Here is a 22,077-nt window from a genome sequence, read left to right on the forward strand (position 1 = left end):
CATGCCTGCCCTTGTCCGCTCAGCCGCTATCCCGCCGAACGCGGGCCCGGTACTCGCGCACGTTGTCGCCACGGATCCGCTTGTCCTGGGTACCGGTCACCGTGTCGACCTTCCTGTCCGAACCGGTAACCGGCTTGGCTTCCACGGCCGTTTCCCGCTCGAACGCGTGCGACTTGTCGGTATTGCGGTAATACCGGTACAGCGCCCAGTACAGCGCGGTGGCGCCGGCAGGGCCGGCCGCCAACAACCAGAGTCCACTATCGTCGCTCATACGCTGGCCACCAGGAAGAAAAGGACGAGGGCTTCGATGATGGTGCCGGTGGTGAGCGCGGCCAGCAGCAGCTTCCACTGCTGCACCGGCACGCTGCCCATGGTTTCACCGGTGCGGCCATTCACCGCGATGTAGTGCAGCATGCCGCCGTTCCTGCCGGGCTGGTGGTACGAATACAGCCACACCGGCAGGTACATCGACACCCAGCGCGTGCCATGGACATCCAGCCGCTCCTGCTCCCAGCGCACCCCGCGGTCATAGCGGCGCACGGAGCCTTCAACCTGTGCACGGGCGATGGACAACAGCTGGTCTTCCAGCCGTGGGCGCAGTTTTTCAACGTCCAGGTTGCGCTTTTCCGAGGTAAAGCCCGTCAGGTAGGAGGCGTTCCACTTCAGCGCGTTCTTGGTGTCGAACGGCAGGATGGTGTTGATGATGTTGTTGGTGTTGGCCCGCGTGTCCAGGTTGCCGCGCTCGGCGGACGACTCCATCGGCAGGTCGTCCACGGTGAAATCCACCTGCCGGTCCACCTGGTACACGTCGGCATCGTAGTAGGTCCGCTTGTTCTTCTCGGTACCACGCGTGTACTGGCGCGTCTGTATTTCGCCCTTGCCAGCCACGCTGGCGCTCACGTTGCTGTCGACGATCATGTAGGGCAGGTAGACGCCGACCACGTTCTCCGGCGTGAACTGCTCCTTGAATGCTTTCAGTGCGAACAGGCGACGCTTGTCCACGAACTGGCGGATGCGGGCGACTGCATCGTCCTTGCTGATCCGGAACGGCAGCACCGCGTCGGGCACCGCGCCGTTGGCGATCTGTTCGTTGACGCCGAATACGTGCCGGCACCAGTGGCAGCGTGCGGTCATCGTACTTTCGGTATTGATCGTGACCTCGGCGCCGCAGCCGGTGCATTTGAAACTCATCAGGCTGGCGGTATCTGCCTGGATATCGCGCGCGCCAGAGGCGATGACGGTACCGCGGAGCTGGTCGATGCCCGTCCCCAGCCCGAATTCCTCTTCGACCAGCGCGCCGTGCCATTCGTTACGGCAGTACTGGCAGACCAGTATGTCGGTGCCAAGCTTGAGCCGGATGTCGGTGGCGCCACACTTCGGGCAACGGTTGAGGCCATCCTTGAGCTCGGCGGCGGTGGTATCGAGGGCAACCGGATCCGGTGCCTGCAGCTCGTCACGGATCGGGGCGGGCAAGGTAGCCGGATCGAGCGGGAAACTGCCGGGCAGGGGAGGGACGTCCTGCGGCGATCCGGGGCCGGCCAGGGGCGTGGCCGGCAACGGCGGCGGGGTTCTGGGTTCGGACATCATGCTCGCGCGCCCTGCGTCTTACAGGCCCAGCGCCTTGGCCTTGAGTGCGTCGTAGTCATCCTGGGTGATCAGGCCGAGATCCAGCATTTCCTTCGCCTTCTTCAGCTTGGCCACCGGGTCGTCGGCCGCTGGTGCGGCAGGTGCGACCGGCTGCTGCATGCTGCCGACGCCACCGAACATGCCCGACGCCATGCCCACGCCGACCAGGCCTGCGGCACCGCCGTTCTCGCCGGCCGACTGGATGCCCTGGGCAACGCTGGCCTGCAGGTTGGAATTGCCGCGTGCACCGGCCAATGCGTCGGCGCGCTGCACGGTCTTGAGCAGCTCGCGGGTGTTCGGGTCGTATTCGATCGACACGATGGTCGTCTTGACGATGGCCAGGCCACGATCAGACTTCCACTGGTATCCCTGCTCGACGGCATCTGACAGGCTCTGGGCAAAACCGAGCGAATCCTGCTGCAGCCTGGTGATGCGGTTTCCCTTGCCCGGGTCGTTGGTATACAGGCTGAAGGCCGGTGCGAGCGATCCCACCACTTCGTTGAACAACTGGCTGGCAGCGGCATTGTCCAGGTCGGTGAAGTCGAACACCTGGCCTGGCTGGAGGTAGCTGGCCGGCACGAAATTCTTCACGAACAGGATCGGGTCGACGATCTTCAGCGTGTAGGAGCCGCGCGTCACCGCGCCGACCTGGGTGCCGAGGAAACCGTCGTCCCAGTAGATCTCGGACTGGGTACCGAAGCGGTTGTCCGGCAGTTCCTTCAGCGATACGAAGAACGCAGCCTGCTGCGAGCCCGGCTGGCCACCGAACTTGAAGCGTTCCCAGCTCTGGCGGATGAACGTGGAGACCAGGCCATCACCAGCGAAGATCGACTGCGAATTGACGTCGTCGGATTGCCATTCGTAACCGCCGGGTTCGGCGACGAAAGCGGTGATCGCGCCGTCCTGGAGCAGCAGCAGGCCGTAGCCTTCAGGCACGACGATCTTGGAGCCGTTGCTGATGATGTTGGAGGATGCGCCGGTGTTCGAGCCGCGGCCGGCATTGGTTCCGCGCGGAACCGCAGCGAACAGCGCCGCCGTTGTCGGCAGGCCTGCCGGTACGGTGTAGAAGTCCTTCCACTGGTCGGCCAGGACACCACCGACCGCACCTGCTACCGCCTGACGAAGACCCATGACAACTCCCTGATATTCGTGGCCGGGCACCGTGCCCACCATGCCCTGTCGACTATATCAGCAGCCGGCAGGTGCCTGTAGCGCCGGGCCGCGGCCAGCGGCCCGGGCCCGGCGATGCGATTCCTCAGGGGAGCTCGCACTTCAGTTTCCCGTCCACGTAATACGGTTTGGGGACATCCGGGTTCTCGCTGGTCTTCTCGAACACCACCTCGAACGAATCCACATCCGGCGTGCCTTGTCGCTCGGTACAGGCGTCCTGAAGCTTCTGCTTCACCGCCGCGATGCCGGCGTCACGATTCGCGCCGTCGGCACTGTTGGTCAGGTAGACGGTCTCGGCCGATGCCAACGGGCTCAGGCCCAGCAGGCAGCCAGTGAAAATGACAGCGTGCAGCTTCCTCATGCGGTTTCTCCCTGTGATTGGTGGGGCCAGCATAGGGAGGCAGGGTTAAGGCTTCGTTGCGACAGCGTGCCACGCAGGTCGGGTGGTGACGGGCCATGCCCGTCACCAAGGAAAAGCAGCGGGGCATGGCCCCGCTCTACCGGGCGGGCTACGGTTCGGCGCCTGGCCGTCACCAGTCGGTAGGCGCGTAATCCTTCAGGAACTGGCCCCAGACGTGCTCGCCGCTGTTGAAGCCGTGGATGATCGGGTCGACGATGCGCGCAGCGCCGTCGACGATGTCCAGCGGCGGATGGAAGCGCTCTTCCTGTACCTTCCTGGCCGCCAGCTCTGCCGGATCCTCGTCGGTCACCCAGCCGGTGTCGACGCTGTTCATATGGATGCCGTCGTTCTGGTAATCGGCCGCCGAAGTGCGCGTCATCATGTTCAACGCAGCTTTCGCCATGTTGGTATGCGGGTGGCGGGTGGTCTTGAAGTTGCGGTAGAACTGCCCTTCCATCGCCGACACATTGACGATGTGCTTGTCGCGCTCGGGCGTGCGCAGCATGAGCGGCTTGAGCCGCGCATTGATGATGAAGGGTGCAATGGCGTTGACCAGCTGCGTCTCCAGTAGCTCCACGGATGGCACTTCCGCCATCAGCAGGCGCCAGGAATTGCGACCGCGCAGGTCCACCTGCTGCAGGTCCTGGTCCAGGCGACCTTCCGGGAAGAGGTGCTGCTGGCCCAGCAGTTCATCGGCCAGCAATGGCACCTGCGACAGTTCGGCAGCACGGGTCAGGCCGTCGGCACCGTCCAGGTCGCGTCCCTGTGGCGCCGACAGCGCCGTTGCCGACGCAGTGCCCAGCAACTCGGCGCTGCGCAGGCCTTCGTAGTGGCCGACCAGGTTGCGGATGGTCTCGGGCAGCTCATGCAGTGCCGCGGTTTCCCCGGCCATCATGTGCGCATAGAACTGCGGCGGACGGCGTACCGTCTGGCAGGCGTTGTTGATGATGAAATCCAGCCGGGTGCGCGTGGCCAGCAGCTCGCTGCAGAACGCCTCCACGCTGGGGGTGTGGCGCAGGTCCAGGCCATAGACCTGCAAGCGGTGGCCCCACACGGCGAAGTCCGGTTCTTCGGCGTAGCGCGCCGCTGAATCGCGCGGGAAGCGCGTGGTCACGATCAGTTCGGCACCGGCGCGCAGCAGCTTCAGGCCGGCCTGGTAGCCGATCTTGACCCGGCCGCCAGTCAGCAGTGCCACCCGTCCCTGCAGGTCGGCGGTCTCGGTGCGCTTGACGAAGTTCAGTTCAGCGCAGGCCGGGCACATCTGGTCGTAGAAATGGTGCAGCTGGGTGAACTTCTGCTTGCACACATAGCAGTGGCGCAGTTCCGGCGAGTGCGTCGGCTCCGGCGCCGCAGCAGCTCCTTCGCCGTTGCGTGCATCATGCAGGCCGGCAGCATGCGGCGGGAAGTAGTTCGGCGTGCTGAACACCGGCTTGCGCCGCAGGGCACGGATGCCGGTCTGTTCGAGCAGCGCCTCGGCCTTGCGCACCTTTTCCTGGTGGCGCGCCTTCGCCTGCTGCTTGAGCATCTGCCGCCGCGCCTTGGGCTCGGGGTGGTAGACCTTGGCCACCACCTGGTGCAGGCGCACGCGGTCGGCTTCGGGCAGCGTGTCGAGCACGCTGCGGTCGGCCTCGATCGCCTCCAGCAGGTCCAGTGCCGTGCGCAGGCGTTCGGACAGGGGCAGGTCGTCGGCGTCGGCGACGGAGGGTGGGGCGATGGTATTCAATTCAGGTCCGGGAAGGGCGGCGGGAAGCCAGGGGTGGGCAGCAGAGCGATGACCGGCTCGATGCGGGCCCATGCTGTGGCGGGCCGGGGGGTGCCCGGCCGGCCGCTATTGTCCCTGATCCCGGGGCAGGGGGCTACTCAAGCGCCCCGCCCGCCGCTCAGCCGGCCTGTCCCAGCCGCTCCTTCAGCTGCTGGATTTCTGCCTCGCTGATGCCGATGGACTTCAGGTAGCCCTCGGCGCCGCCGTACTGCTGGTGCAGCGCGGCCAGGAACACCTCCATGTTTTCCGGCGCGGTGCCGCTCATGCCGGCCATTTTCCTGCCGATTTCCGGGTTCTGCCGGATCAGCTCCATGATCTGCGCGTTCATTGCGCTGTCCTTGGGCTGGCCCTCCAGGTAGTGCGCGGAGATCGCATAGTTGTGCACGATGTCGGCGTTGGATACCCCGGCCAGGTCCAGCAGCAGCCCGGCGATGATGCCGGTGCGGTCCTTGCCTGCGGTGCAATGGAACAGCACGGCACCATCACGCTGGGCGGCGATGCGCTGGAATACCTGCTTGAACTGCGGCTGGCTGTGTCCCAGCCACTGCACATAAGCCGTACCCAGCGAATCGGGGAAGGTCTTCATCATCTTCTGCAGGTCCATCTTCTCGGTGCCCATCAGCGACGTGCGCTGGTAGGCGAAGCGATCATCGTCGGCCAGCAGGTCCGGCGACTGCGCCTGCTCATCGGCGGTACGCAGGTCGATATCCAGCGTTACCCCGGCTGCCGCCAGCGCGTCTCGATCGGCGGCGGTCAAACGTCCCAGGTCGGCAGTGCGGACGAACGCGTTGGCAGGGATAGGCCCGTGCGTGCCCTGCAGGCCGGCGAAGGTGCGGGTGTTCCATGCGCCCTGCAGTGGAATGAGGCGCTGCGCATCGTCGGCAACCGGCTGCACGTTGGCAGGGTGGGCCGCCGCCGGGTCGGCAGGCGCGGACCTGGCTTCAACAGCCTGGGCGCCAGCGTGGGCGATGCTGCTGCCGGCCAGCATCGGCAGGCCCAGGGCCAGCGCAAGGGCCAGCGCGATTTCGGTGCTTCGGTTCTTCATCGGAGTCTCCAGGGGAATCAGAAGTTGACGGTCACGTCCAGGCCATACGTGCGCGGATCGTTGAAGATGCCGGTCTGGCCGAGGGCAGCGCTGTTGAGCTTGTAGAACAGGTGTTCTTCGTCCAGCAGGTTGCGTGCCCACAGCGAGAAGGCGATCGTCGACCCGGTGTTGTTCAACGGGACATCGACCAGCGCCACGCGGGCATTCACCACGAACGAGCTGTCGGTGAGCATCTGGTCGTACTCGCTGGTGTAGAAGCCGTCGGACCAGTTGCCGTCAAGGTGGAACTTGAGTGCGGAGAAGTTGGCGAACGGCACCAGGTAGTCCAGCGATACGCTGCCGGCATTCTTCGGGGCGAGCAGGGGCTGCACGGTGACTTCCACCCCGGCGCCGAACGGATCGACGGCATGCTGGGCATCGATTCTGGTGTAGGCGTAATTCAGCCCCAGGGTCAGGTTGTCCAGCGGCATGATGTTGAACTCCAGCTCCGCACCGCGCGACTTTCCATCGCTGAGCGCGTTGGTGGTGACCATGGTGGTGCGTGTCTCGCCGCTGTTCGGGTCGAACGGCAGCGAGAAGTCGATCTGCTTGTGCTCGATCTTCGAATCGAACAGCGCCAGGTTCAGGCGCGCGCGGTTGTCCCAGAACTGCGATTTGAAGCCCAGTTCGATCGCGGTCACTTCTTCCGGTGCGAAAGCGGTGTAGGTCGTGGACCGCGAATTGGCACCGCCAGCCTTGAAGCCGGTGCTGTACTTGGCGTACACCATCGCGTTTTCGCCCAGGTCGTAGGCGATGTTCACCATCGGATCGAAGCGCCCCCAGGCATCGTCGAAGGCCAGGTCGGTAGCCTCGCCGTTGACCGTGTAGAGGGTGCCCTTCTTGTCATCGCGGGTGTAGCGGCCACCCGCGGTCAGGTGCAGGCGCTCGAGCGAGGCTGGCGTCCAGGTGGCCTGTCCGAAGATGCCCAGGCTGTCGGTCCATGCCTTGCTGGCGCGATCGATGCGGACGCTGGCCAGGTCCAGCGGATTGGTCGCCGGGTTCAGCGTATAGCTGTTGCCGTCCGCGCCCCATTGCAGCATGTTCGGCGTCTGTGCGTTGTCGCCTGCGGTTTCGTGATAATAGAAAGCGCCGGCCAGGAACTGGACCTGCGAGGTATTGCCGATCAGCTGGAATTCCTGGCTGTACTGGTGCTGGTAGACCTGCGCCAGGCTGTAGCGACCGAAGGCCGTGTTGGGACCCCCATAAGCGGAGATCGCATCGACCAGGCCCATGTCGAACTGGCCCTGGGTGAGCTCGCGGTAAGAGCTGATGGACTTCAATTCCAGGTTGTCGCTGAGCGTCCAGCCCAGGTTGAGCAGGTGGCCGCTGGTGCGCCCGATGTTGTCCTCCTGTGGGCCGCCCAGGATGGATGAATCACGCCGGTCTTCACTGGCGCCGGCGACCTGCAGCGGGCTCAGGTACGGGCCCGGAACCAACACCTGCGTGTGATACGGGGTGGTGGCATCGTAGGAGCGGTCAAATGCATAAAGGGCGGAAAACGCGTCGCTCGGCTGCCACAAGGCACTCAGCCGTGCGCCGCGCTTGTCGTAGCTGTTGAAGTCGCGCTCGCCGCGCATCGGGTTGTCGGTGGTGCCACCGCGCTTGGCCTGCACCGCATCGATCTTGAAGCTGACATCGCCCACCTTGGGCAGGTCCAGGTGCAGGCCGCTGTTGTAACCGCTGTAATTGGATACTCCGGCGCTGACGCTGCCACCGAACTCACCGGTAGGCTGCCTGGTGACGATGCTGAGCGCGCCACCTTCGGTATTGCGCCCGAACAGGGTGCCTTGCGGCCCCTTCAGGACCTCGATGCGCTCCACGTCGTACAGCATGCTTCCCAGGCCCTGTGCGCGGCCCATGAACACGCCATCGACGTATATGCCAACGCCGGCGTCACGCGCGGGCTGGTTGGCATCGCCGGAGGCACCGATACCGCGTATGCCGATGTTCAGCGCAGAGCTGCGGGTAGCGAACGGGGTCACCCGCAGCGACGGGATCGCGCCATCGGACAGGCTGCCGATCGAGATCGCACTGCGGTCCTTCAGTGCCTCGGCATCCACGACGGAGACCGAGATCGGCGTCTCCTGCAGGTTGGTCGCGCGCTTCTGCGCAGTCACCACCACCTGGTCCAGCGCGACCACGTCGCGGGCATCGGCGTCGGCGGCGCCGGTTTCATTGGCCATGGCAACGGCGGGCAGGGCGGTGGCGATGGCAAGGGCCAACAATTTGCGGTGCAGCAAGGCGTGGCGCATCGGTTTCATTCGCAGGCAGTGAGGGGGCCGGCGCAGTCTGGGCGCGCAAAATGACAGATGAATGACCGTTCATTCATGCATTGGATCGCGTACTATTCCTGCAAGCTGGACGCCCTATACGACGAGCAATGACGCCGAACAACCTCTTCGCTTCACCGGCAGAAGACGCCGCTGCCGCCCGTGCCGAGGCCCAGCGCCAACGCATCCTGGATGCGGCACAACGCTGCTTCATCACCCGTGGATTCCATGCTGGATCGATCAGCGAGATCGCTGCCCAGGCGGATATCAGCCAAGGGCTGATGTATCGCTACTTCGAGAACAAGCGGGCACTGATCCTGGCGCTGATCGAACGACAACTGGTGCACGACAAGGATTCCATCGGACACATGCCGGCTTCATCGGACCTGGTCGAAGGCTTGTTGGGCTGCTATCAGCAGTGGGCGCGTTGGGAGACATTGGCGGCACGCGGCAACGCGATCGCCAGCGTGGCGCTGTATGCGGAAATCACGGCCGAAGCACACCGCGATCCGGTGGTGGCCGAGGTCCTGCGCCGGCATGACCGGCAGACAAGTGCTGCCATCGCCGACTGGCTGCGCCATCACGACAGGGCACGCGGCCGCCAGGTGGATGAGGACGACCTCAACCAGCGCACGCTGCTGTTGCGCCTGCTGGTCGAGGGTCTGGCGATGCGCGCCGTACGCGATCCCGATCTGGCGGCGGACACCGTCCGGCACCTGTTGGCGGGCGCGGTTTCAAAGGTGCTGGCGGAATGAGGCAGGGCTGGCCGAATGAACAGCCAGCCCTTTCGCACTGCCGTTGATGCTGGCATCAGGCATCAGCAAAGTCGGTGGATTGGCTCAGTGAGCGCCAACGTTCGAGTTCAACAAGTCGGGCATTGTCAGCGGCGCCGATGCTCGCCACCGCATCGCTGCCCAAGGCCAGGCGAAGCGGCGGAGAATCCATCGCTGCCACCGCGAGGATCACCTGCGCTGCCCGCGCAGGATCACCCGGCTGCCGGCCGTTGTAGTCGCGCTGTCGACGCGCCGTGGCACCGACCACCGCGTCATACTCTGCGCGGCCTTCGCGCAGCGAGGTCGACGCGCCGGCGAAGTCGGTACGGAATCCGCCGGGCTCGAGGAGGATGACATGGACGCCGATCAACGCCATCTCCAGCGCCAGGCATTCGGAGAAGCCCTCCACGCCCCATTTTGCGGCCGAATAGGGCGCGCGTCCCGGGGCGCCCAGTCGACCGCCCACTGACGACAACTGGAAAATCCGCCCGCTGCGCTGGGCACGCATGACCGGGATGGCCGCCTTGGAAAGGATGATCGTGCCGAACAGGTTGGTCTCGATCTGGCGGCGGAACTCCTCCAGTGGGGTATCTTCGACCGAATCGACGTCGCCATATCCTGCGTTGTTGACCAGGACATCCAGGCGGCCGAAAGCACCCACTGCGGCCTGCACCGCATGCTCTGCGGCGGCGGGCTCGGTGACGTCCAGCATCACCGTGCGTACGGCATCGCCGTAGCGCTCGGCGAGGTCGTGCAGCTGGCCGGGGTCGCGGGCGGTCGCTACCAGGTTATGCCCGGCTTGCAGGACCGCCTCGGAAAGGGCGCGACCGAGTCCGCGCGAACTGCCGGTAATCAACCAGGTGGATGGCATGGGCCTGCTCCCGTGGCTTCTGATGGAAATGCAGTGAGGGGCGTGTCCGGCCGGAGTCATCGGCGTGCGCTTGGCATCGCCAGCAATCTGCGGATCTGTGTTTCGGTGGCGGCATAGTCGCCTTCGCCAAAGTGCTGGTAGACGATGCGGCCCTGCTGATCGACCAGGTACAACGCCGGCCAGTATCGGTTGCCGTATGCGCGCCAGGTCTGGTAGCCATTATCCAGGGCGACCGGCCAGCTGATCCCGAAGCGCTTCACCGCCGCCTGCACGTTATGCAACAGCTTCTCGTAACCGAACTCGGGCGTGTGTACGCCGATCACCACCAGGCCCTGGTCGGAATAGGCATCGTGCCATCGCTTCACGTGCGGCATGACGTTGATGCAGTTGATGCACGAGTAAGTCCAGAACTCGACCAGCACCACCTTGCCACGCAGTTGTTGCAACGATTGAGGCGGGCCGTTGAGCCAATGGTCGATGCCCTTGAATTCCGGCGCCAGCGGGGCTGGCGTGCTCGGGCTGGGTGGGGCAGGGTCGGCCGCGGCGGCCGGAATGCAGGCGCTGGCAGAGATGCACGCAGCCAGCAGGGTGATGAGGGGACGGAGCATGGGCATGGGCGGATTCCTTTTGGACAACGGGGCAGGGGGCGCGTTACGCAACGAATATCCGCGCGAGCGCCGGCAGCCGCCCTCAAAGGGTGGAGGCGTCGATCACCGCCTGTGCGAAGGCCACCGGCGCCTCCTGCGGTGGGTTGTGGCCGACACCACCGGACAACAGGCGGTGCTCATGGCGACCGGTGAACTTGGCGGCATACGCTTCGGGCTTGGGGTGCGGGGCGCCGTTGGCATCGCCCTCCAGGGTAATGGTCGGCACGCCGATGCTCGGCGCTTGTGCCAGCCGCTGCTCCAGCGCGGCGTACTTCGGCTCGCCATCGGCCAGTCCCAGTCGCCAACGGTAGTTGTGCACGACGATGGCGACGTGGTCGGGGTTATCCAGCGCGGCTGCACTGCGATCGAAGGTCGCGCTGTCGAACTTCCATCGTGGCGAGGCCAGCTGCCAGATCTGGCGGGCGAAATCGTGGGTGTAGCGGGCGTAGCCGACGCGGCCGCGTTCGGTGGCAAAGTAATACTGGTACCACCATTGCAGTTCGGCCTGCGGCGGCAAGGGTGTCTTGCCGGCATCCTGGCTGCTGATCAGGTAACCACTGACCGAAACCAGTGACCTGACGCGTTCCGGCCATAGCGCGGCGACGATACCGGCCGAGCGGGCGCCCCAATCGAAACCGGCGAGGTTGGCGCGTTCGATGTGCAGGGCATCCATCAACGCCACCACATCGGCGGCCAGCGCGGCAGGCTCACCATTGCGCGGCGTGTCCGCCGACAGGAATCGCGTGCTGCCGTAACCGCGCAGGTGCGGGACGATCACGCGATATCCCTTGGCTGCCAGCAACGGCGCCACTTCGGCGTAGGCGTTGATGTCGTAAGGCCAGCCATGCAGCAGCACGACCACCTCGCCCGTGGCCGGGCCCAGTTCGGCATAGCCGATGTCCAGGTCGCCGGCGACCACGTGCTTGTCCGCCACCAGCGCAGGGGGCAGGAGATCGGCCGCCGCCGGCTGCGATGCAGCAGGTGCGATGGCGGCGCTGGCGATGCCAACCGCCAACAGTTGGCCGGCCAACAGCAGCGGCAGGAGGCCTGCGATCCTGCCGCGCGGGCGGCCGGAAGGCGGAATGGTCGCAGCAGGGAACGACGGGAGGGACGTTGAACGCATGATGTTCTCCTCGAAATCACCGGTAGTGACGGGCCATGCCCGTCAGGCACGCGGGCGGGTGGATTCAGATCACCCAGCCGCCATCGATCGTCAGGCTGGAGCCGGTCATGTAGCTGGCCTCGCGACTGGCAAGCCAGGCAGCGAGTCCGGCGACTTCGTCGGGCTGGCCGACGCGGCCCATCGGGTTGCGCTGCACCAGGTAGTCGATGAAATCGGTGGTGATGTCGGTTTCGATCGGTCCCGGCTGGATGTTGTTGATGGTGATACGGCGCGGGGCAAGGTCCAGTGCAAGCTCGCGCACCAGGGTGGCCACGGCCGCCTTGGTCATTGCATAGACGCTGCTGCCCACCACGCCAGCACGCACTGCGGTGTTGCTGCCGATGGTGATCAACCGGCCACCCTCGTTCATGGCGGCTGCGGCCGACTGCAGGGCGAGGAATACCCCGCGCACGTTCACCGCGAGCATCCGGTCCAGCACCTCGGTACGGAAGTCGGCCAGCGGGCTGCTGTCGTAGATGCCGGCATTGACCACGGCAACCTGCAGCGGGCCGAAATGCGCCACGGCCTGCTCCACGGCAGCCGCGATTGCTTCGGCGTCTGCGCTGTCAGCCTGGATGGCGATCGCCTGGCCGCCACCGGCCTGGATCGCCGCTACCACCTCGGCGGCGTTGTCGGGCCTGGATACATAGGTCAGCGCGACCGGATGCCCTTCGCGGGCCAGGCGCCGTGCGATGGCGGCGCCGATACCGCGGGAGCCACCGAAGACCAGGGCGGCGTTGGAGATGGGCTGTGCAATGGCAGTCATGCGGGTGTCCTGTAGGTCTGCGTGCCTGCGGAGGAGCCGCAGGCGTCGGAGGCCATTGGATGCCCGTGCGGTATCCGGAACGTGTCGTCGGACCGGGGACTTTGTCGTTTTTCCGCATGATGGCGGCCGCAGATACACAGGAATACAAAAGTCTGCGGGCCCGGGGTACGTCACCCCGTAGGGCCGCGCCATGCGCGGCGGAGCGCGGCGGATTGCTACCCTGGCCGAATCGCTTCCATCTGCCCTGCCGTCACCCGGCGCAGAGTTCGTGCCGTAGCGCGGCGACATGGGCGCGACCCACGGGCAGCTCGCTTCCGCCTGCCAGGACCAGCCAATAACGGCTGCCCGAACCGGCATGCAGTGCGCGTATGTGGCGCAGGTTGACCAGATAGGACCGGTGGCAGCGCACGAAGTCCGGAGGCAGCACGGCCGTCAGGCCGGCCAGGGATTTATCGTGCAGTTCGCTGCGGCCATCGAGCAGCCGCAGTTCGCTGTAGTCGCCGTCCGCGCGGATCCACAGCACATCCGCCAGCTCGACCAGCGCGGTTCCCTGTGCGCGCCAGACGCCCAGGTAACGGGCGAGTCCAGGACGATAGCGACCAGCATCAAGCAGGCGCTCGAGCGCCTGGCCGAGCCGTTCGCGCGTGAAAGGCTTGGGGACGAAATCCAGGACGCCGTGTTCGAAGGCCTGCAGTGCACGCTCGCGATGGGCCGAGACCACTACGCAGTGGTAGCGGCCGGCCACCGCGCGTCGCAGCAGGTCGAAGCCGTCCTCGCCCCCGAGGTTCAGGTCCAGCACCAGGCCGTCATGGGCGCTGCGCTGCAACCGGTCATCGGCTGACTCCAGGTCGGCCACGGCATCAAAGCGCGCACGGGTACCTGCCAGTTCGCTGCATAGCCGCAGCAGGCGCTGCCGGATCAGTGGCTCGTCCTCGACGATCAGGATGCGCATGCTACTTCGATCCGGCCGAACCAGTCGGCGCCATCGATGCCCTGGACGAAGCTCCAGCGACCAGGAAAAGCGGCAGCCAAGCTGGCTTCGATGTAGCGCGTGCCGGTACCTTGGCCGCGATGCGGCGCGGTCCCGCACGCACCACGCAGTTCCAGGATCCGTCGCCCGTTGCCACGATGCACATGCAGGCGGAACGGATGTTGCGCGCAGGCGAGGGCGCCAGCGTGCGTCAGTGCATTCTCGACCTGCGCGTGGAGAACGCCGGGCGGCAGCAACTGGCCGGTATCGTCGGCGTCGACCTCGAAGCCTATCTGCCGGTCCAGCGCCAGGCCGACGATGTCCAGGTGATTGCGGCACAGCGCCAGCTCGTCCTCCAGTGCAACGCACTGGTGGCGGCTGCTTTCACGCAGGCGATCAAACTGCTCGGCCAGCGACTCGACCAGACGGCTGGCGCGTGGCGGCGCCTGCTCGATCAGTTCCTGCAGGCAGGTCAGGGTGTTCATCAGCCAGTGTGGCTGGATGCCCCGCTGCAGCAGTTGCAGCGACAGGCGGGCGCGCTCTTCGCGCAGCAACGCGTTGTGCCTTTCCAGTGCGCGCAGCGTCGCTGCGTGACGCAACAGCAGGAAGCCCATCAACACCGCCAGCAGCAGGAAGTAGGGGCCATCGAGGAAGGCACTGCCGGCGACAGGCATCACCAGCGCGCCGACCAGCAGCATGGTCAGGATCGGCCAGCGTTCCCCGCGCTCGCCGCGAGCGCGCTGCAGCAACCATGCCGAGGCAAGCAGGCTCAGCAGGAGTACGGCCGCTCCACGGCCATCGAAGCTGGGCAGGAACACGACGATCAGTGCCAGCAAGGCCAGATAGACCACGCGCGCAGCCAACGGCACGGCGATGCCGAAGCGGCGTGCGAGGTATGCCGGCAGCAGGACCGCGGCCGCTACATGCAGGGCAAGCAGCGCGAACAGGCGCGGGCCATGCCATGGATACGCGTAGCCCAGCAGCGGACGCCAGGCCTCCACGACCGGCAACGCCAGGCCGACGGCGCCGAGCGCGAGCAGCAGCGGCGCGCCAGGCGTGCGCGATGGTCCGCGTTGCAGGGCCAGGAAATACAGCCAGGCCGCCGCGAGCGCGCCTGCGGCAAAGGCGGCGACCAGCCATTGCCGGAGGTGGTGGCCCGCGCCCGCCTGGACAGGTGCGATCTCGATGGCAGCGTCAGTGGCGTACATCCCAGGCCCCTGGTGATGGCTGGATGCGAGCACTGCCAGCTCGTCCATTCCGGTGCCGGCCGACGGCGGCAGCACGCGGACAATGTCGATGAGGCCGGGCTGCTCTTCCTCCGCGTTGCGTCCCACGACACCATTTCCGGCCAGTGGCCGTCCGTTCCAGTACAGCTGGCTGGCAGCACGCAGCGAAAGGCGCAATAGGCGGTCCGTCTTGTCAGCGGGCGTGGACAGCCGCCAGCGCAGCCAGTAAGGACCGTGCCATCCCGCCAGCACGCGCTGATCGAGCGGGCGCCAGTCCAGGCCATCCAATGGCGGGTCGGGCATGTGCCCGGACACTGGCATCGGTGCCGGTGCCATTTCGGCAGCCAGCACCTGCACCGTCGCCGGGGCGCGGGTCGACGCTGCCACCCAGGCCGCGAGGGCGAGCAGGAGCACGGCGACAGCGGTCAGGGTCCTCATGATCGGCATGCGCTTATCGTAGCTGGCCTGGGAGACGCTCGTCCCCCGGATGGAGCTGTTGGGCAGGCTGCCGCACCCGCTGCAGCGCACTGCAGCGGATGCTCAGGTTCTTCGCCCGGACCGCTCCGGCACTGTTGGCCATCCCATGATGGGCCGGCGGTACTGGAACGCCCTGGCCCTGCCATCAGAGCCCGTCATGCCCAGCGTCCTGTGTCTGCTGTTCCGCTTCCGCCCTCCGTTCGCGGCCTGCCTGGTGCTCATCGGCATGGCGCCGACGTTCGCCATTGCAGCAGGGACGCCCTTGGAATTCATGCCGTACGCGTTCGAGACAGAACAGCACGGCACGATCCCGGCCGAAGTCGCCTACCTGGACGTGCCGCGCCGGCATGCCGAGCCGGATGGTCCACGCCTGCGCCTGCGCGTGGTGCGCCTGCCGGCAACGGGCGGCCATGGCAGGGCCGCGCCGGTGGTCTACCTGGCCGGCGGGCCCGGCGGTTCGGGCGTTGGAACGGCACGTGGACCGCGTTGGCCGGTGTTCGACCAGGTGCGGCGCGAGACCGATGTGCTGCTGCTCGATCAACGTGGCACCGGGTTGTCGGAGCCGCCGCCACCCTGTCCTTACACGCATCGCTTCGACGATGGCCAGCCGCTGCAGCGTGATACGGCGCTCGCCGCGCTGCGCAGCATGGCGGGCCGCTGCATCGCCTATTGGCGGGAGGCGGGAATCGACATGGCGGCGTATACCGCTGCGGAGAGTGCTGCTGACCTGGAGCAGTTGCGCCTCGCCTTGGGCGTGCCGCGGATCAGCCTGTGGGGCATGAGCTACGGCACCCATCTGGCCCTGGCCAGCCTTCGTCTGCATGGCGCCGGTATCGACCGCGTGGTGCTGATCGGTGCCGAGGGGCCGGACGACACGCTGAAGCTGCCGCTGGCCGCTGATGCGCTGCTTGTGGATCTCGGTGTGGTCGCCACGAAAGATGGATTCGAGGACCTGCCCGGCGCTGCCCGACGCGTACTGGCGACGCTGCGACAACGCCCCGCCCAGGGCCGCAGCCTGATGCACCGGGGCAGGCAGGTGAACATCGGTGCATACGACGCGCAGCTGGCAATCGCTGTTTCGCTCGGCAGGCGCTCTACCCAGCAGATGCTGCCATTGGCGCTGCGCGATGCCGAGCGTGGTGACTACGGCCTGTTGTCCAGCATCGTGCTGGAGGTGCGCGGGCAGCTTGGCGAGTTGCGGGCGATGCCGCTGGCGATGGAGGTTGCGTCCGGACAGAGCCCGCATCGCCGCGATCTGGTGGAAGCGCAGGCCCGGCAGAGCCTGTTCGGCGACGCGCTGAACTTTCCCTTCCCGATGCTGGGCCATGATCTCGGGCTCGTCGACCTCGGCGAGGCATTCCGTGCACCACTGCACAGTGACGTTCCAGCGCTGTTCGTCAGCGGCACGCTCGACGGCCGGACACCACCGGCGAACGCGGAAGCGTTGATGCCCGGCTTCAGCAATGCGGTGTACCTGCTGGTGCACGGTGCCAGCCATGATGACGAACTGTGGCTGGGGGATCCGGCGCTGGCCACGCGTATCGCCGGCTTCCTTGCCGGTCGGCCGGTGAGCGATGCCGGGTTGCAGGTACCGCCGCCGATGTTTGCCAGGAGCAGGATCGATCTGCTGGCCACCATGCTGGGTGTCGGCACGGGCGCGGTGCTGGCGGCTCTGGTGATACTGGTGTTACTGCCATTGTTCGTACTGGTGCTGTCATGGAAATGGTTTTCCCGCTCGCGGATACGCCGGCGCGCAACGAAACACCAGGCAGGTGCAGGGCCGGCCATCACCGGGTAGGGCGGAGGGGATGCTTCAGTCCGCCGGCAGCGTCCTGCTCTGCATCAACATGGCTTCCACCACTTCATCCGGTTTGAACCCGCAATGCCCTTCACCGGTGCGGGGCAACACCTTCGGTGCAGGATCGGCCCCGGCCTTCGCCGCCAACGCCATATACACCGGTTCGAAGCGCAGCGTGACGGATGGATCGTCGTGGTTGTACTGCAGCAGCAACGGCCTGTGCAACACACCGGTCAGGCGCAGTTCCTGTTGCAGCCAGGCCTGCGCAGTGGCATCGGCGGCAACGCGTCGCACGCCGGCGTTGAATGCCTTGTCGTCGCCGAAACCCGCGTACTTCGTCTGCCGGTTGTCCACTGGCATGCCTCCGCTGCGCTTGACCAGCTCATGGAACACCAGTGCATGCAGGCTGATGGTGCCGGGTAGCTCATCCACCCGTACCTCCAGTCGCCTGGCAAGCAGTGCGGCAATTTCCGGCTTGGCCTCGATGGCCGCAGCGATGCCTTCGTACAGTTTCATCTGCGGCAATGCCGCAGCGGCCGGCGAGGCAAGCCCGGCGTCCGTCAGGCCGCTTGCGCCGGGAAAGAAGTAATCGAACGCCAGCAGCGAGGCCAGCATCTCGCCAGCCAGCACATCGCCCGGCAGGTTGGCTCCGCACAGGGAAACCCCGCCGGCATAATGCTGCGGCAGCCGCTCAAGCGTGGCGATCGCCACCGCGCCCCCCATCGAGAAACCCAGGATCCAGGTGCGCTTGGTGGTGGGGTTGCCCGCCACGAAATGCTGGCGGAGGCGCTCGGTATCGTTGATCGCCTCACCCACCGCCCAGCCCTGGCTGGCGTAGCCGCTCTGCGCTACCGCAAAGCCGGCCTTGACCAGCGCATCGCTGGACTCGTTGCCCGGCCACGGATCTGGCCGGGGCGTGCCGACCGGCTCGAAACCATGCGCGAACAGTACCAGTTCGCCATTCCAGTTGGCCGGGTAGTCGATGCGCCAGGGCGCGCCCTGGATCTGGCCGGTTTCGGTACGTGCCGCGGGCGAGGCAGGTGGCTTGCCCCATGCAGGCGGACAGGGCAGGGCGGTGCAAAGGCCCAGGCAGAGGGCAGCGTGCAGGAGCGTGCGCATGGGTTCCGTCCATCGGGGCGTAGTGCGAGCGTACGCCATGCAGGCGACAACCTGCATCACACCGCATCCCCACGTGCATAGCGCGCCGGCGACATTCCCACATGCCGCGCGAATGCCACGCCGAACGTATTGGCTGTCGCATAGCCGACGTGCTCGGCGACCTGCTCCAGGCTCAGCTGGCGGCCGAGCAACAGGCGCTTGGCCAAGGCCATGCGCCACGCAAGCAGGTACTCCATGGGCGCGATGCCCATGGCCCGGGTGAAGCGGGCGAAGAATGCCGAGCGTGACATGGCTGCTTCTGTCGCCAGCTCGACGACCGTCCAGGGATGTTGTGGGCGTGCATGCAACGCCCGCAGCGCGGCAGCGAGGCGCTCATCTCCCAGCCCGCGGGCCAGGCCGGAAGGAGCGGTGGTGCTGCTGCGGCTGCGCAGGGCTTCGATCAGCAGCACTTCAAGCAACCGTTCCAGGATCACCTCGCGTGCGGGGCGTCGCGCGCGCGCTTCTTCACTGACCATCTGCACCAGCGAAGCCAGGCGGGGTTCATCGCGCACGTGCACCACCTGGGGCAACAGGGATACCAGCAGCGCCGCGTCCGGGGAACCGAACTGGCAGTGGCCGACCTGCATGCGCAGCTCAGCCGGACCTTCCGGGTCGCCCACGCGAAAGTGGCCGTCACCGATCTGCACGGGCACGGTAGCCTGGCCACTGGTTTCATGATCGGCGTGCACGCTGCTGTTGACCAGATCCTGCACGGCAGGTACCAGGATGAAGTCGCCGGCCTGCAGCGTGATCGGTGCAGCGCCGTCGACGGACAGCAGGCACTGACCCTCGAGTACCGCACCATAGAAGGGATCGCCGGGACCCTCGCGGCGGATGTACCAGCGGCCCGCCCCTTCGATCAGCTTGGAGAACCGCGCTGTTGGCTGGAGCAGGGCGACGATCTCTGAAAGGGGATCGACCATGGCAGGACGCTTGAACATGAAATGGGGACGCTGGAGTGTAGTACGTCCGGTTGCGAGCAACCAACATGGACGCCTGTCCCCAAAAGAAGGAGTTCCCCATGTCCACGGTACTGATTACCGGCTGTTCCTCGGGTTTCGGCCTGGAGACCGCCCGCCTGTTCCTGGCCCGCGGCTGGCATGTCGTGGCGACGATGCGCACGCCGCGTGCCGATGTCCTGCCGGCGTCCGACCATCTTCGCATCGTGTCACTGGACGTTACCGACCCCGACAGCATCGCAAGTGCGGTCGAGCAGGCCGGGCCGATCGACGCACTGGTCAACAACGCAGGATTCGGCGCGCCCGTTCCCGTCGAGCTGACACCAACGGACATGGCCCGGGCGCTGTTCGACACCAACACGTTCGGCACGCTGGCGATGACCCAGGCTGTCCTGCCGCAGTTCCGCGAACGCGGTGCCGGCGTCGTGGTCAATGTGACCTCCTCGGTCACGCTCAGGCCATTGCCGCTGGTCGGCGTGTATAGCGCCAGCAAGGCGGCGGTCAATGCCTTCACCGAATCGCTGGCAATGGAAGTCGAACCGCTGGGCGTGCGCGTGCGACTGGTGCTGCCCGGGCGTTCGCCGGAGACGCGCTTCGGCGACAACGCATTCGTGCACCTGCGCGGACTGGACCACCCTGCATATGGCCCGCTGATCGAGCGCGTGCTGGGGGAATTCCGGAACAGCAATGGCCCGGTCACGCATGCACCCGACGTCGCCGAGGCGATCTGGCGCGCAGTGACCGATCCCACCGCGCCCATGCGTATTGCCGCCGGCGCGGATGCGGAGGAGTGGATGGCGGCGTAGGCCGGTGCGGATGGCTGCCGGATGTCGTGCCCTAGCGGCCAACGCCATCCGTATCCTTTGCCGAGGGAAAGCCCAGGCTGACCTGGGTGCCGCCCAGTGGCGAGGTGCCAATGGCCAGTGAAGCACCATGCCGGCCGGCGATTTCGGCGACGATGGCAAGGCCCAGGCCGCAACCATCACCGCTGGCATCGCCACGCCAGAAGCGTTCTGTGACGCGGGCGCGTAGCGGCGGGGCGATGCCGGGGCCGTTGTCGTTGACGCTGAGACGGATCTCCTCCCCGGTGGTCTCCACGCTTGCCGTAACGACGCCTTCCCGGGCGCCATAGCGCAATGCGTTGTCGACCAGGTTGGCGATGGCCTCACGCAGCAGTTGCGGCTCGCCCATCACCATGACGCCAGCGTCGGGGCCTTCGTAACCCAGGTCGACGCCCGCGATGACGGCCCGATCCATCAGGCGTTCCAGTGCGTTGCGGGCCAGTTCGGCGATGTCCACCGGCCGCATCGCCAGCATCGCCCCGGCACTGTCCTCGGAGCGGCTCAGGATCAACAGCTGATGGGTGAGATGGCGCAGCCGGGTCAGCCCGTGCAGCAGGCCTGCCAGTGCATCGCGCTGCGCGGCCGGATCCTGTTCGCGAAGCGCGCTTTCCAGTTCGATCTGCAGCCCGGCCAGCGGGGTGCGCAGCTGGTGCGCGGCGTTGCTGATGAAGCGGTGCTGGGCGTCCTGCATGGCCGACAAGCGGCTGACCAGCTGATTGAAGGCGTCGACCGCCGGCCATAGCTCACGCGGTACCGCCTCGTGCGGGTCCAGTGGCGTCAGCGCATCGAGCGGCGCACTGGCCAGGCGTCGCGCCGCGCGATTGGTGTGCCGCGCGGCTGCGCCGGTGCCCGACCAGGCCAGCCACGCCGCCAGCAGCAGAATCGTTCCCTGCAGCGGAATGCTTGCCAGCAGCAGCCGCTGCTCCAGCCGCAAGCGCTTGGTGCGGGTCTCGGCCACGCGGATGATGATCGGCGCGGTGGCACCGGCTGGCGTAAGCGCCACCTGCACCACGCGCACAGGACGGTCGTCCATCACCGCGTCGTAATACGTGCGGGCAGGGCGGTTGCCGCTGTCGCCCACCGGCATCGTCGTGTCGCCCGGCAGCACACCGGTGCCATACAGCCGCGTGCCATCGGCCTGCGTCACTTCCCCGTAGATCCGGTCGACGGTGTCCCAGGTAAACATGCGCGACACCGCCGGCGAGATGTCCATGCGGACACGCTCACCACGGACCTCGACCAGCTGCGCCAGCGACATCGCCGAATCCAGCAGCCAGCGGTCATAGACCTGTTCGGCGTAGTGCCGGGCCAGCATGAACGAACCTATCGCGCTGGCCAGCAGCAACACCAGCAGCGGCAGCCACAGGCGTCGCAGCAGCACCCCGCGCAGGCTGTAGGGTGCCTCAACCATCGCTGGCTTCCAGGCGATAACCGAGGCCGCGCAACATGCGGATGCCGACCTTGGCATCGGCCAGGTGCAGCTTGCGGCGCAGGCGGCTGATGTGGACCTCGATCACCGACAGGCTTGCCTCGTGATCCCAGCTGTAGACCGCATCGAACAGGCGTTGCTTGGCCACGATCCGGCCCGGTTGCTGCAGCAGGATTTCCATCAGGGCCAGTTCGCGGGCAGTGAGTTCCAGCGGGCGGTCGCCGACACGCAGCTCGCGGGTGCCGGTATCCAGGCGCAGCGCGCCCAGTTGGCGCAGCGCGGGTGCAGCACCCTGGCGGCGTGCGAGCGCGCGCAGGCGCGCCTCGAGCTCGCCGAGTGCAAAGGGCTTGGCAAGGTAATCGTCGCCGCCGCTGTCCAGCCCGCGGATGCGATCTTCCACGCCATCGCGGGCGGTGAGGATCAGCACCGGCACGCTGGACCCTTCCTGGCGCAGGCGTGCCAACAGGTCCAGCCCGTCGACGTCGGGCAGTGAAAGGTCCAGTACGACCAGGTCGTAGCAGACGCTGGCCAGCGCCGACGGCGCGGCCAGGCCGCGATCCAGGTGGTCACAGGCATGGCCGGCGCGGGTGAGGGCACGCACCAGGCCATCGGCCAGGGCGGCATCGTCTTCGATCAGCAGGATGCGCATTGCAAGGTTGACGCAAGGTTCGGGAAAGTTTGACGAAA

The 22,077-nt window shown here is 66.5% G+C and carries 20 protein-coding genes; 3 read left to right on the forward strand and 17 right to left on the reverse strand.

All coding sequences use genetic code 11. The annotated features are described in order from the left end of the window. Positions 1-19 precede the first annotated feature (19 nt). The 7 genes from H4O11_RS03985 to H4O11_RS04015 form a co-directional block, all read right to left on the reverse strand. The gene (locus H4O11_RS03985; RefSeq protein ID WP_182338134.1) at positions 20-271 is read right to left on the reverse strand and encodes a hypothetical protein; all 252 of its coding nucleotides are present in this window, start codon (positions 269-271) and stop codon (positions 20-22) included. Continuing rightward, positions 268-1,584, reverse strand: a complete 1,317-nt coding sequence (locus H4O11_RS03990; RefSeq protein WP_182338136.1) for a TFIIB-type zinc ribbon-containing protein — start codon at positions 1,582-1,584, stop codon at positions 268-270. Before H4O11_RS03990 ends, H4O11_RS03985 begins: the two co-directional genes overlap by 4 nt. A 21-nt stretch (positions 1,585-1,605) precedes the next feature. Next, positions 1,606-2,757, reverse strand: a complete 1,152-nt coding sequence (locus H4O11_RS03995; RefSeq protein ID WP_182338138.1) for an SPFH domain-containing protein — start codon at positions 2,755-2,757, stop codon at positions 1,606-1,608. Positions 2,758-2,881: 124 nt separating this feature from the next. Further along, entirely contained in the window at positions 2,882-3,157 is a 276-nt protein-coding gene (locus H4O11_RS04000; RefSeq protein ID WP_182338140.1) for a hypothetical protein, read from the reverse strand. Positions 3,158-3,326: 169 nt separating this feature from the next. Then, positions 3,327-4,919 carry an SDR family NAD(P)-dependent oxidoreductase gene (locus tag H4O11_RS04005; RefSeq protein WP_182338142.1) on the reverse strand — a complete coding sequence of 531 codons (1,593 nt, stop codon included), beginning with the start codon at positions 4,917-4,919 and terminating at the stop codon, positions 3,327-3,329. A 157-nt stretch (positions 4,920-5,076) separates the two neighbouring features. After that, on the reverse strand, positions 5,077-6,003 hold the full coding sequence (locus H4O11_RS04010; protein ID WP_182338144.1) for a tyrosine-protein phosphatase: 927 nt from the start codon (positions 6,001-6,003) through the stop codon (positions 5,077-5,079). Positions 6,004-6,020: 17 nt separating this feature from the next. Next, the gene (locus H4O11_RS04015; RefSeq protein WP_182338146.1) at positions 6,021-8,294 is read right to left on the reverse strand and encodes a TonB-dependent receptor; all 2,274 of its coding nucleotides are present in this window, start codon (positions 8,292-8,294) and stop codon (positions 6,021-6,023) included. 128 nt (positions 8,295-8,422) lie between these two features. Between H4O11_RS04015 and H4O11_RS04020 the strand changes: the two genes are divergently transcribed. Continuing rightward, positions 8,423-9,067 (forward strand): TetR/AcrR family transcriptional regulator, encoded by a 645-nt coding sequence (locus H4O11_RS04020; RefSeq protein WP_182338148.1) that lies wholly within the window; start codon positions 8,423-8,425, stop codon positions 9,065-9,067. A 55-nt stretch (positions 9,068-9,122) separates the two neighbouring features. Here H4O11_RS04020 and H4O11_RS04025 read toward each other — a convergent pair whose 3' ends face one another. The 6 genes from H4O11_RS04025 to H4O11_RS04050 all read right to left on the reverse strand — a co-directional run bounded on the left by H4O11_RS04025 (position 9,123) and on the right by H4O11_RS04050 (position 15,174). Then, positions 9,123-9,956, reverse strand: a complete 834-nt coding sequence (locus H4O11_RS04025; RefSeq protein ID WP_182338150.1) for an SDR family NAD(P)-dependent oxidoreductase — start codon at positions 9,954-9,956, stop codon at positions 9,123-9,125. 56 nt (positions 9,957-10,012) lie between these two features. After that, positions 10,013-10,570: a thioredoxin family protein gene (locus H4O11_RS04030; protein WP_220466562.1), complete on the reverse strand. Its 558-nt coding sequence runs from the start codon at positions 10,568-10,570 to the stop codon at positions 10,013-10,015. Positions 10,571-10,646: 76 nt separating this feature from the next. Then, positions 10,647-11,726 (reverse strand): alpha/beta fold hydrolase, encoded by a 1,080-nt coding sequence (locus H4O11_RS04035; protein WP_182338154.1) that lies wholly within the window; start codon positions 11,724-11,726, stop codon positions 10,647-10,649. 64 nt (positions 11,727-11,790) lie between these two features. Beyond that, positions 11,791-12,531, reverse strand: a complete 741-nt coding sequence (locus H4O11_RS04040) for an SDR family NAD(P)-dependent oxidoreductase (protein ID WP_182338156.1) — start codon at positions 12,529-12,531, stop codon at positions 11,791-11,793. A gap of 250 nt (positions 12,532-12,781) precedes the next feature. Further along, positions 12,782-13,483 carry a LytR/AlgR family response regulator transcription factor gene (locus H4O11_RS04045; protein ID WP_182338158.1) on the reverse strand — a complete coding sequence of 234 codons (702 nt, stop codon included), beginning with the start codon at positions 13,481-13,483 and terminating at the stop codon, positions 12,782-12,784. Further along, entirely contained in the window at positions 13,471-15,174 is a 1,704-nt protein-coding gene (locus tag H4O11_RS04050; protein ID WP_182338159.1) for a histidine kinase, read from the reverse strand. The genes H4O11_RS04045 and H4O11_RS04050 overlap by 13 nt, the downstream gene beginning before the upstream one ends. A 187-nt stretch (positions 15,175-15,361) precedes the next feature. Between H4O11_RS04050 and H4O11_RS04055 the strand changes: the two genes are divergently transcribed. Next, positions 15,362-17,002, forward strand: coding sequence for an alpha/beta fold hydrolase (locus H4O11_RS04055; RefSeq protein ID WP_246333235.1), 1,641 nt, complete (start codon positions 15,362-15,364; stop codon positions 17,000-17,002). A 15-nt stretch (positions 17,003-17,017) separates the two neighbouring features. Here the strand turns inward: H4O11_RS04055 and H4O11_RS04060 are convergent, their stop codons facing one another. Together H4O11_RS04060 and H4O11_RS04065 are read right to left on the reverse strand one after the other, a co-directional pair. After that, the gene (locus tag H4O11_RS04060) at positions 17,018-18,121 is read right to left on the reverse strand and encodes an alpha/beta hydrolase family protein (protein ID WP_182338160.1); all 1,104 of its coding nucleotides are present in this window, start codon (positions 18,119-18,121) and stop codon (positions 17,018-17,020) included. Positions 18,122-18,177: 56 nt separating this feature from the next. Next, positions 18,178-19,083, reverse strand: coding sequence for an AraC family transcriptional regulator (locus H4O11_RS04065; protein ID WP_182338420.1), 906 nt, complete (start codon positions 19,081-19,083; stop codon positions 18,178-18,180). 98 nt (positions 19,084-19,181) lie between these two features. Here H4O11_RS04065 and H4O11_RS04070 point away from each other — a divergent pair, with 98 nt between their 5' ends. Next, positions 19,182-19,925, forward strand: a complete 744-nt coding sequence (locus H4O11_RS04070) for an SDR family oxidoreductase (protein ID WP_182338161.1) — start codon at positions 19,182-19,184, stop codon at positions 19,923-19,925. Between the two features lie 31 nt (positions 19,926-19,956). Here the strand turns inward: H4O11_RS04070 and H4O11_RS04075 are convergent, their stop codons facing one another. Further along, on the reverse strand, positions 19,957-21,372 hold the full coding sequence (locus tag H4O11_RS04075) for a sensor histidine kinase (RefSeq protein WP_182338162.1): 1,416 nt from the start codon (positions 21,370-21,372) through the stop codon (positions 19,957-19,959). Then, positions 21,365-22,039, reverse strand: a complete 675-nt coding sequence (locus H4O11_RS04080; protein WP_182338163.1) for a response regulator — start codon at positions 22,037-22,039, stop codon at positions 21,365-21,367. Before H4O11_RS04080 ends, H4O11_RS04075 begins: the two co-directional genes overlap by 8 nt. Positions 22,040-22,077 lie beyond the last annotated feature (38 nt).

The sequence above is a fragment of the Stenotrophomonas tumulicola genome, from assembly GCF_014117215.1.
Classification (GTDB): domain Bacteria; phylum Pseudomonadota; class Gammaproteobacteria; order Xanthomonadales; family Xanthomonadaceae; genus Stenotrophomonas; species Stenotrophomonas tumulicola.

What these genes read in the sequence shown, in the direction of transcription:
- H4O11_RS03985 (WP_182338134.1), bottom strand. Translation starts at nt 271, where the DNA reads ATGAGCGACGATAGTGGACTCTGGTTGTTGGCGGCCGGCCCTGCCGGC.
- H4O11_RS03990 (WP_182338136.1), bottom strand. Translation starts at nt 1,584, where the DNA reads ATGTCCGAACCCAGAACCCCGCCGCCGTTGCCGGCCACGCCCCTGGCC.
- H4O11_RS03995 (WP_182338138.1), bottom strand. Translation starts at nt 2,757, where the DNA reads ATGGGTCTTCGTCAGGCGGTAGCAGGTGCGGTCGGTGGTGTCCTGGCC.
- H4O11_RS04000 (WP_182338140.1), bottom strand. Translation starts at nt 3,157, where the DNA reads ATGAGGAAGCTGCACGCTGTCATTTTCACTGGCTGCCTGCTGGGCCTG.
- H4O11_RS04010 (WP_182338144.1), bottom strand. Translation starts at nt 6,003, where the DNA reads ATGAAGAACCGAAGCACCGAAATCGCGCTGGCCCTTGCGCTGGCCCTG.
- H4O11_RS04015 (WP_182338146.1), bottom strand. Translation starts at nt 8,294, where the DNA reads ATGCGCCACGCCTTGCTGCACCGCAAATTGTTGGCCCTTGCCATCGCC.
- H4O11_RS04020 (WP_182338148.1), top strand. Translation starts at nt 8,423, where the DNA reads ATGACGCCGAACAACCTCTTCGCTTCACCGGCAGAAGACGCCGCTGCC.
- H4O11_RS04025 (WP_182338150.1), bottom strand. Translation starts at nt 9,956, where the DNA reads ATGCCATCCACCTGGTTGATTACCGGCAGTTCGCGCGGACTCGGTCGC.
- H4O11_RS04030 (WP_220466562.1), bottom strand. Translation starts at nt 10,570, where the DNA reads ATGCCCATGCTCCGTCCCCTCATCACCCTGCTGGCTGCGTGCATCTCT.
- H4O11_RS04035 (WP_182338154.1), bottom strand. Translation starts at nt 11,726, where the DNA reads ATGCGTTCAACGTCCCTCCCGTCGTTCCCTGCTGCGACCATTCCGCCT.
- H4O11_RS04040 (WP_182338156.1), bottom strand. Translation starts at nt 12,531, where the DNA reads ATGACTGCCATTGCACAGCCCATCTCCAACGCCGCCCTGGTCTTCGGT.
- H4O11_RS04045 (WP_182338158.1), bottom strand. Translation starts at nt 13,483, where the DNA reads ATGCGCATCCTGATCGTCGAGGACGAGCCACTGATCCGGCAGCGCCTG.
- H4O11_RS04050 (WP_182338159.1), bottom strand. Translation starts at nt 15,174, where the DNA reads ATGCCGATCATGAGGACCCTGACCGCTGTCGCCGTGCTCCTGCTCGCC.
- H4O11_RS04055 (WP_246333235.1), top strand. Translation starts at nt 15,362, where the DNA reads ATGCCCAGCGTCCTGTGTCTGCTGTTCCGCTTCCGCCCTCCGTTCGCG.
- H4O11_RS04060 (WP_182338160.1), bottom strand. Translation starts at nt 18,121, where the DNA reads ATGCGCACGCTCCTGCACGCTGCCCTCTGCCTGGGCCTTTGCACCGCC.
- H4O11_RS04065 (WP_182338420.1), bottom strand. Translation starts at nt 19,083, where the DNA reads ATGGTCGATCCCCTTTCAGAGATCGTCGCCCTGCTCCAGCCAACAGCG.
- H4O11_RS04070 (WP_182338161.1), top strand. Translation starts at nt 19,182, where the DNA reads ATGTCCACGGTACTGATTACCGGCTGTTCCTCGGGTTTCGGCCTGGAG.
- H4O11_RS04075 (WP_182338162.1), bottom strand. Translation starts at nt 21,372, where the DNA reads ATGGTTGAGGCACCCTACAGCCTGCGCGGGGTGCTGCTGCGACGCCTG.
- H4O11_RS04080 (WP_182338163.1), bottom strand. Translation starts at nt 22,039, where the DNA reads ATGCGCATCCTGCTGATCGAAGACGATGCCGCCCTGGCCGATGGCCTG.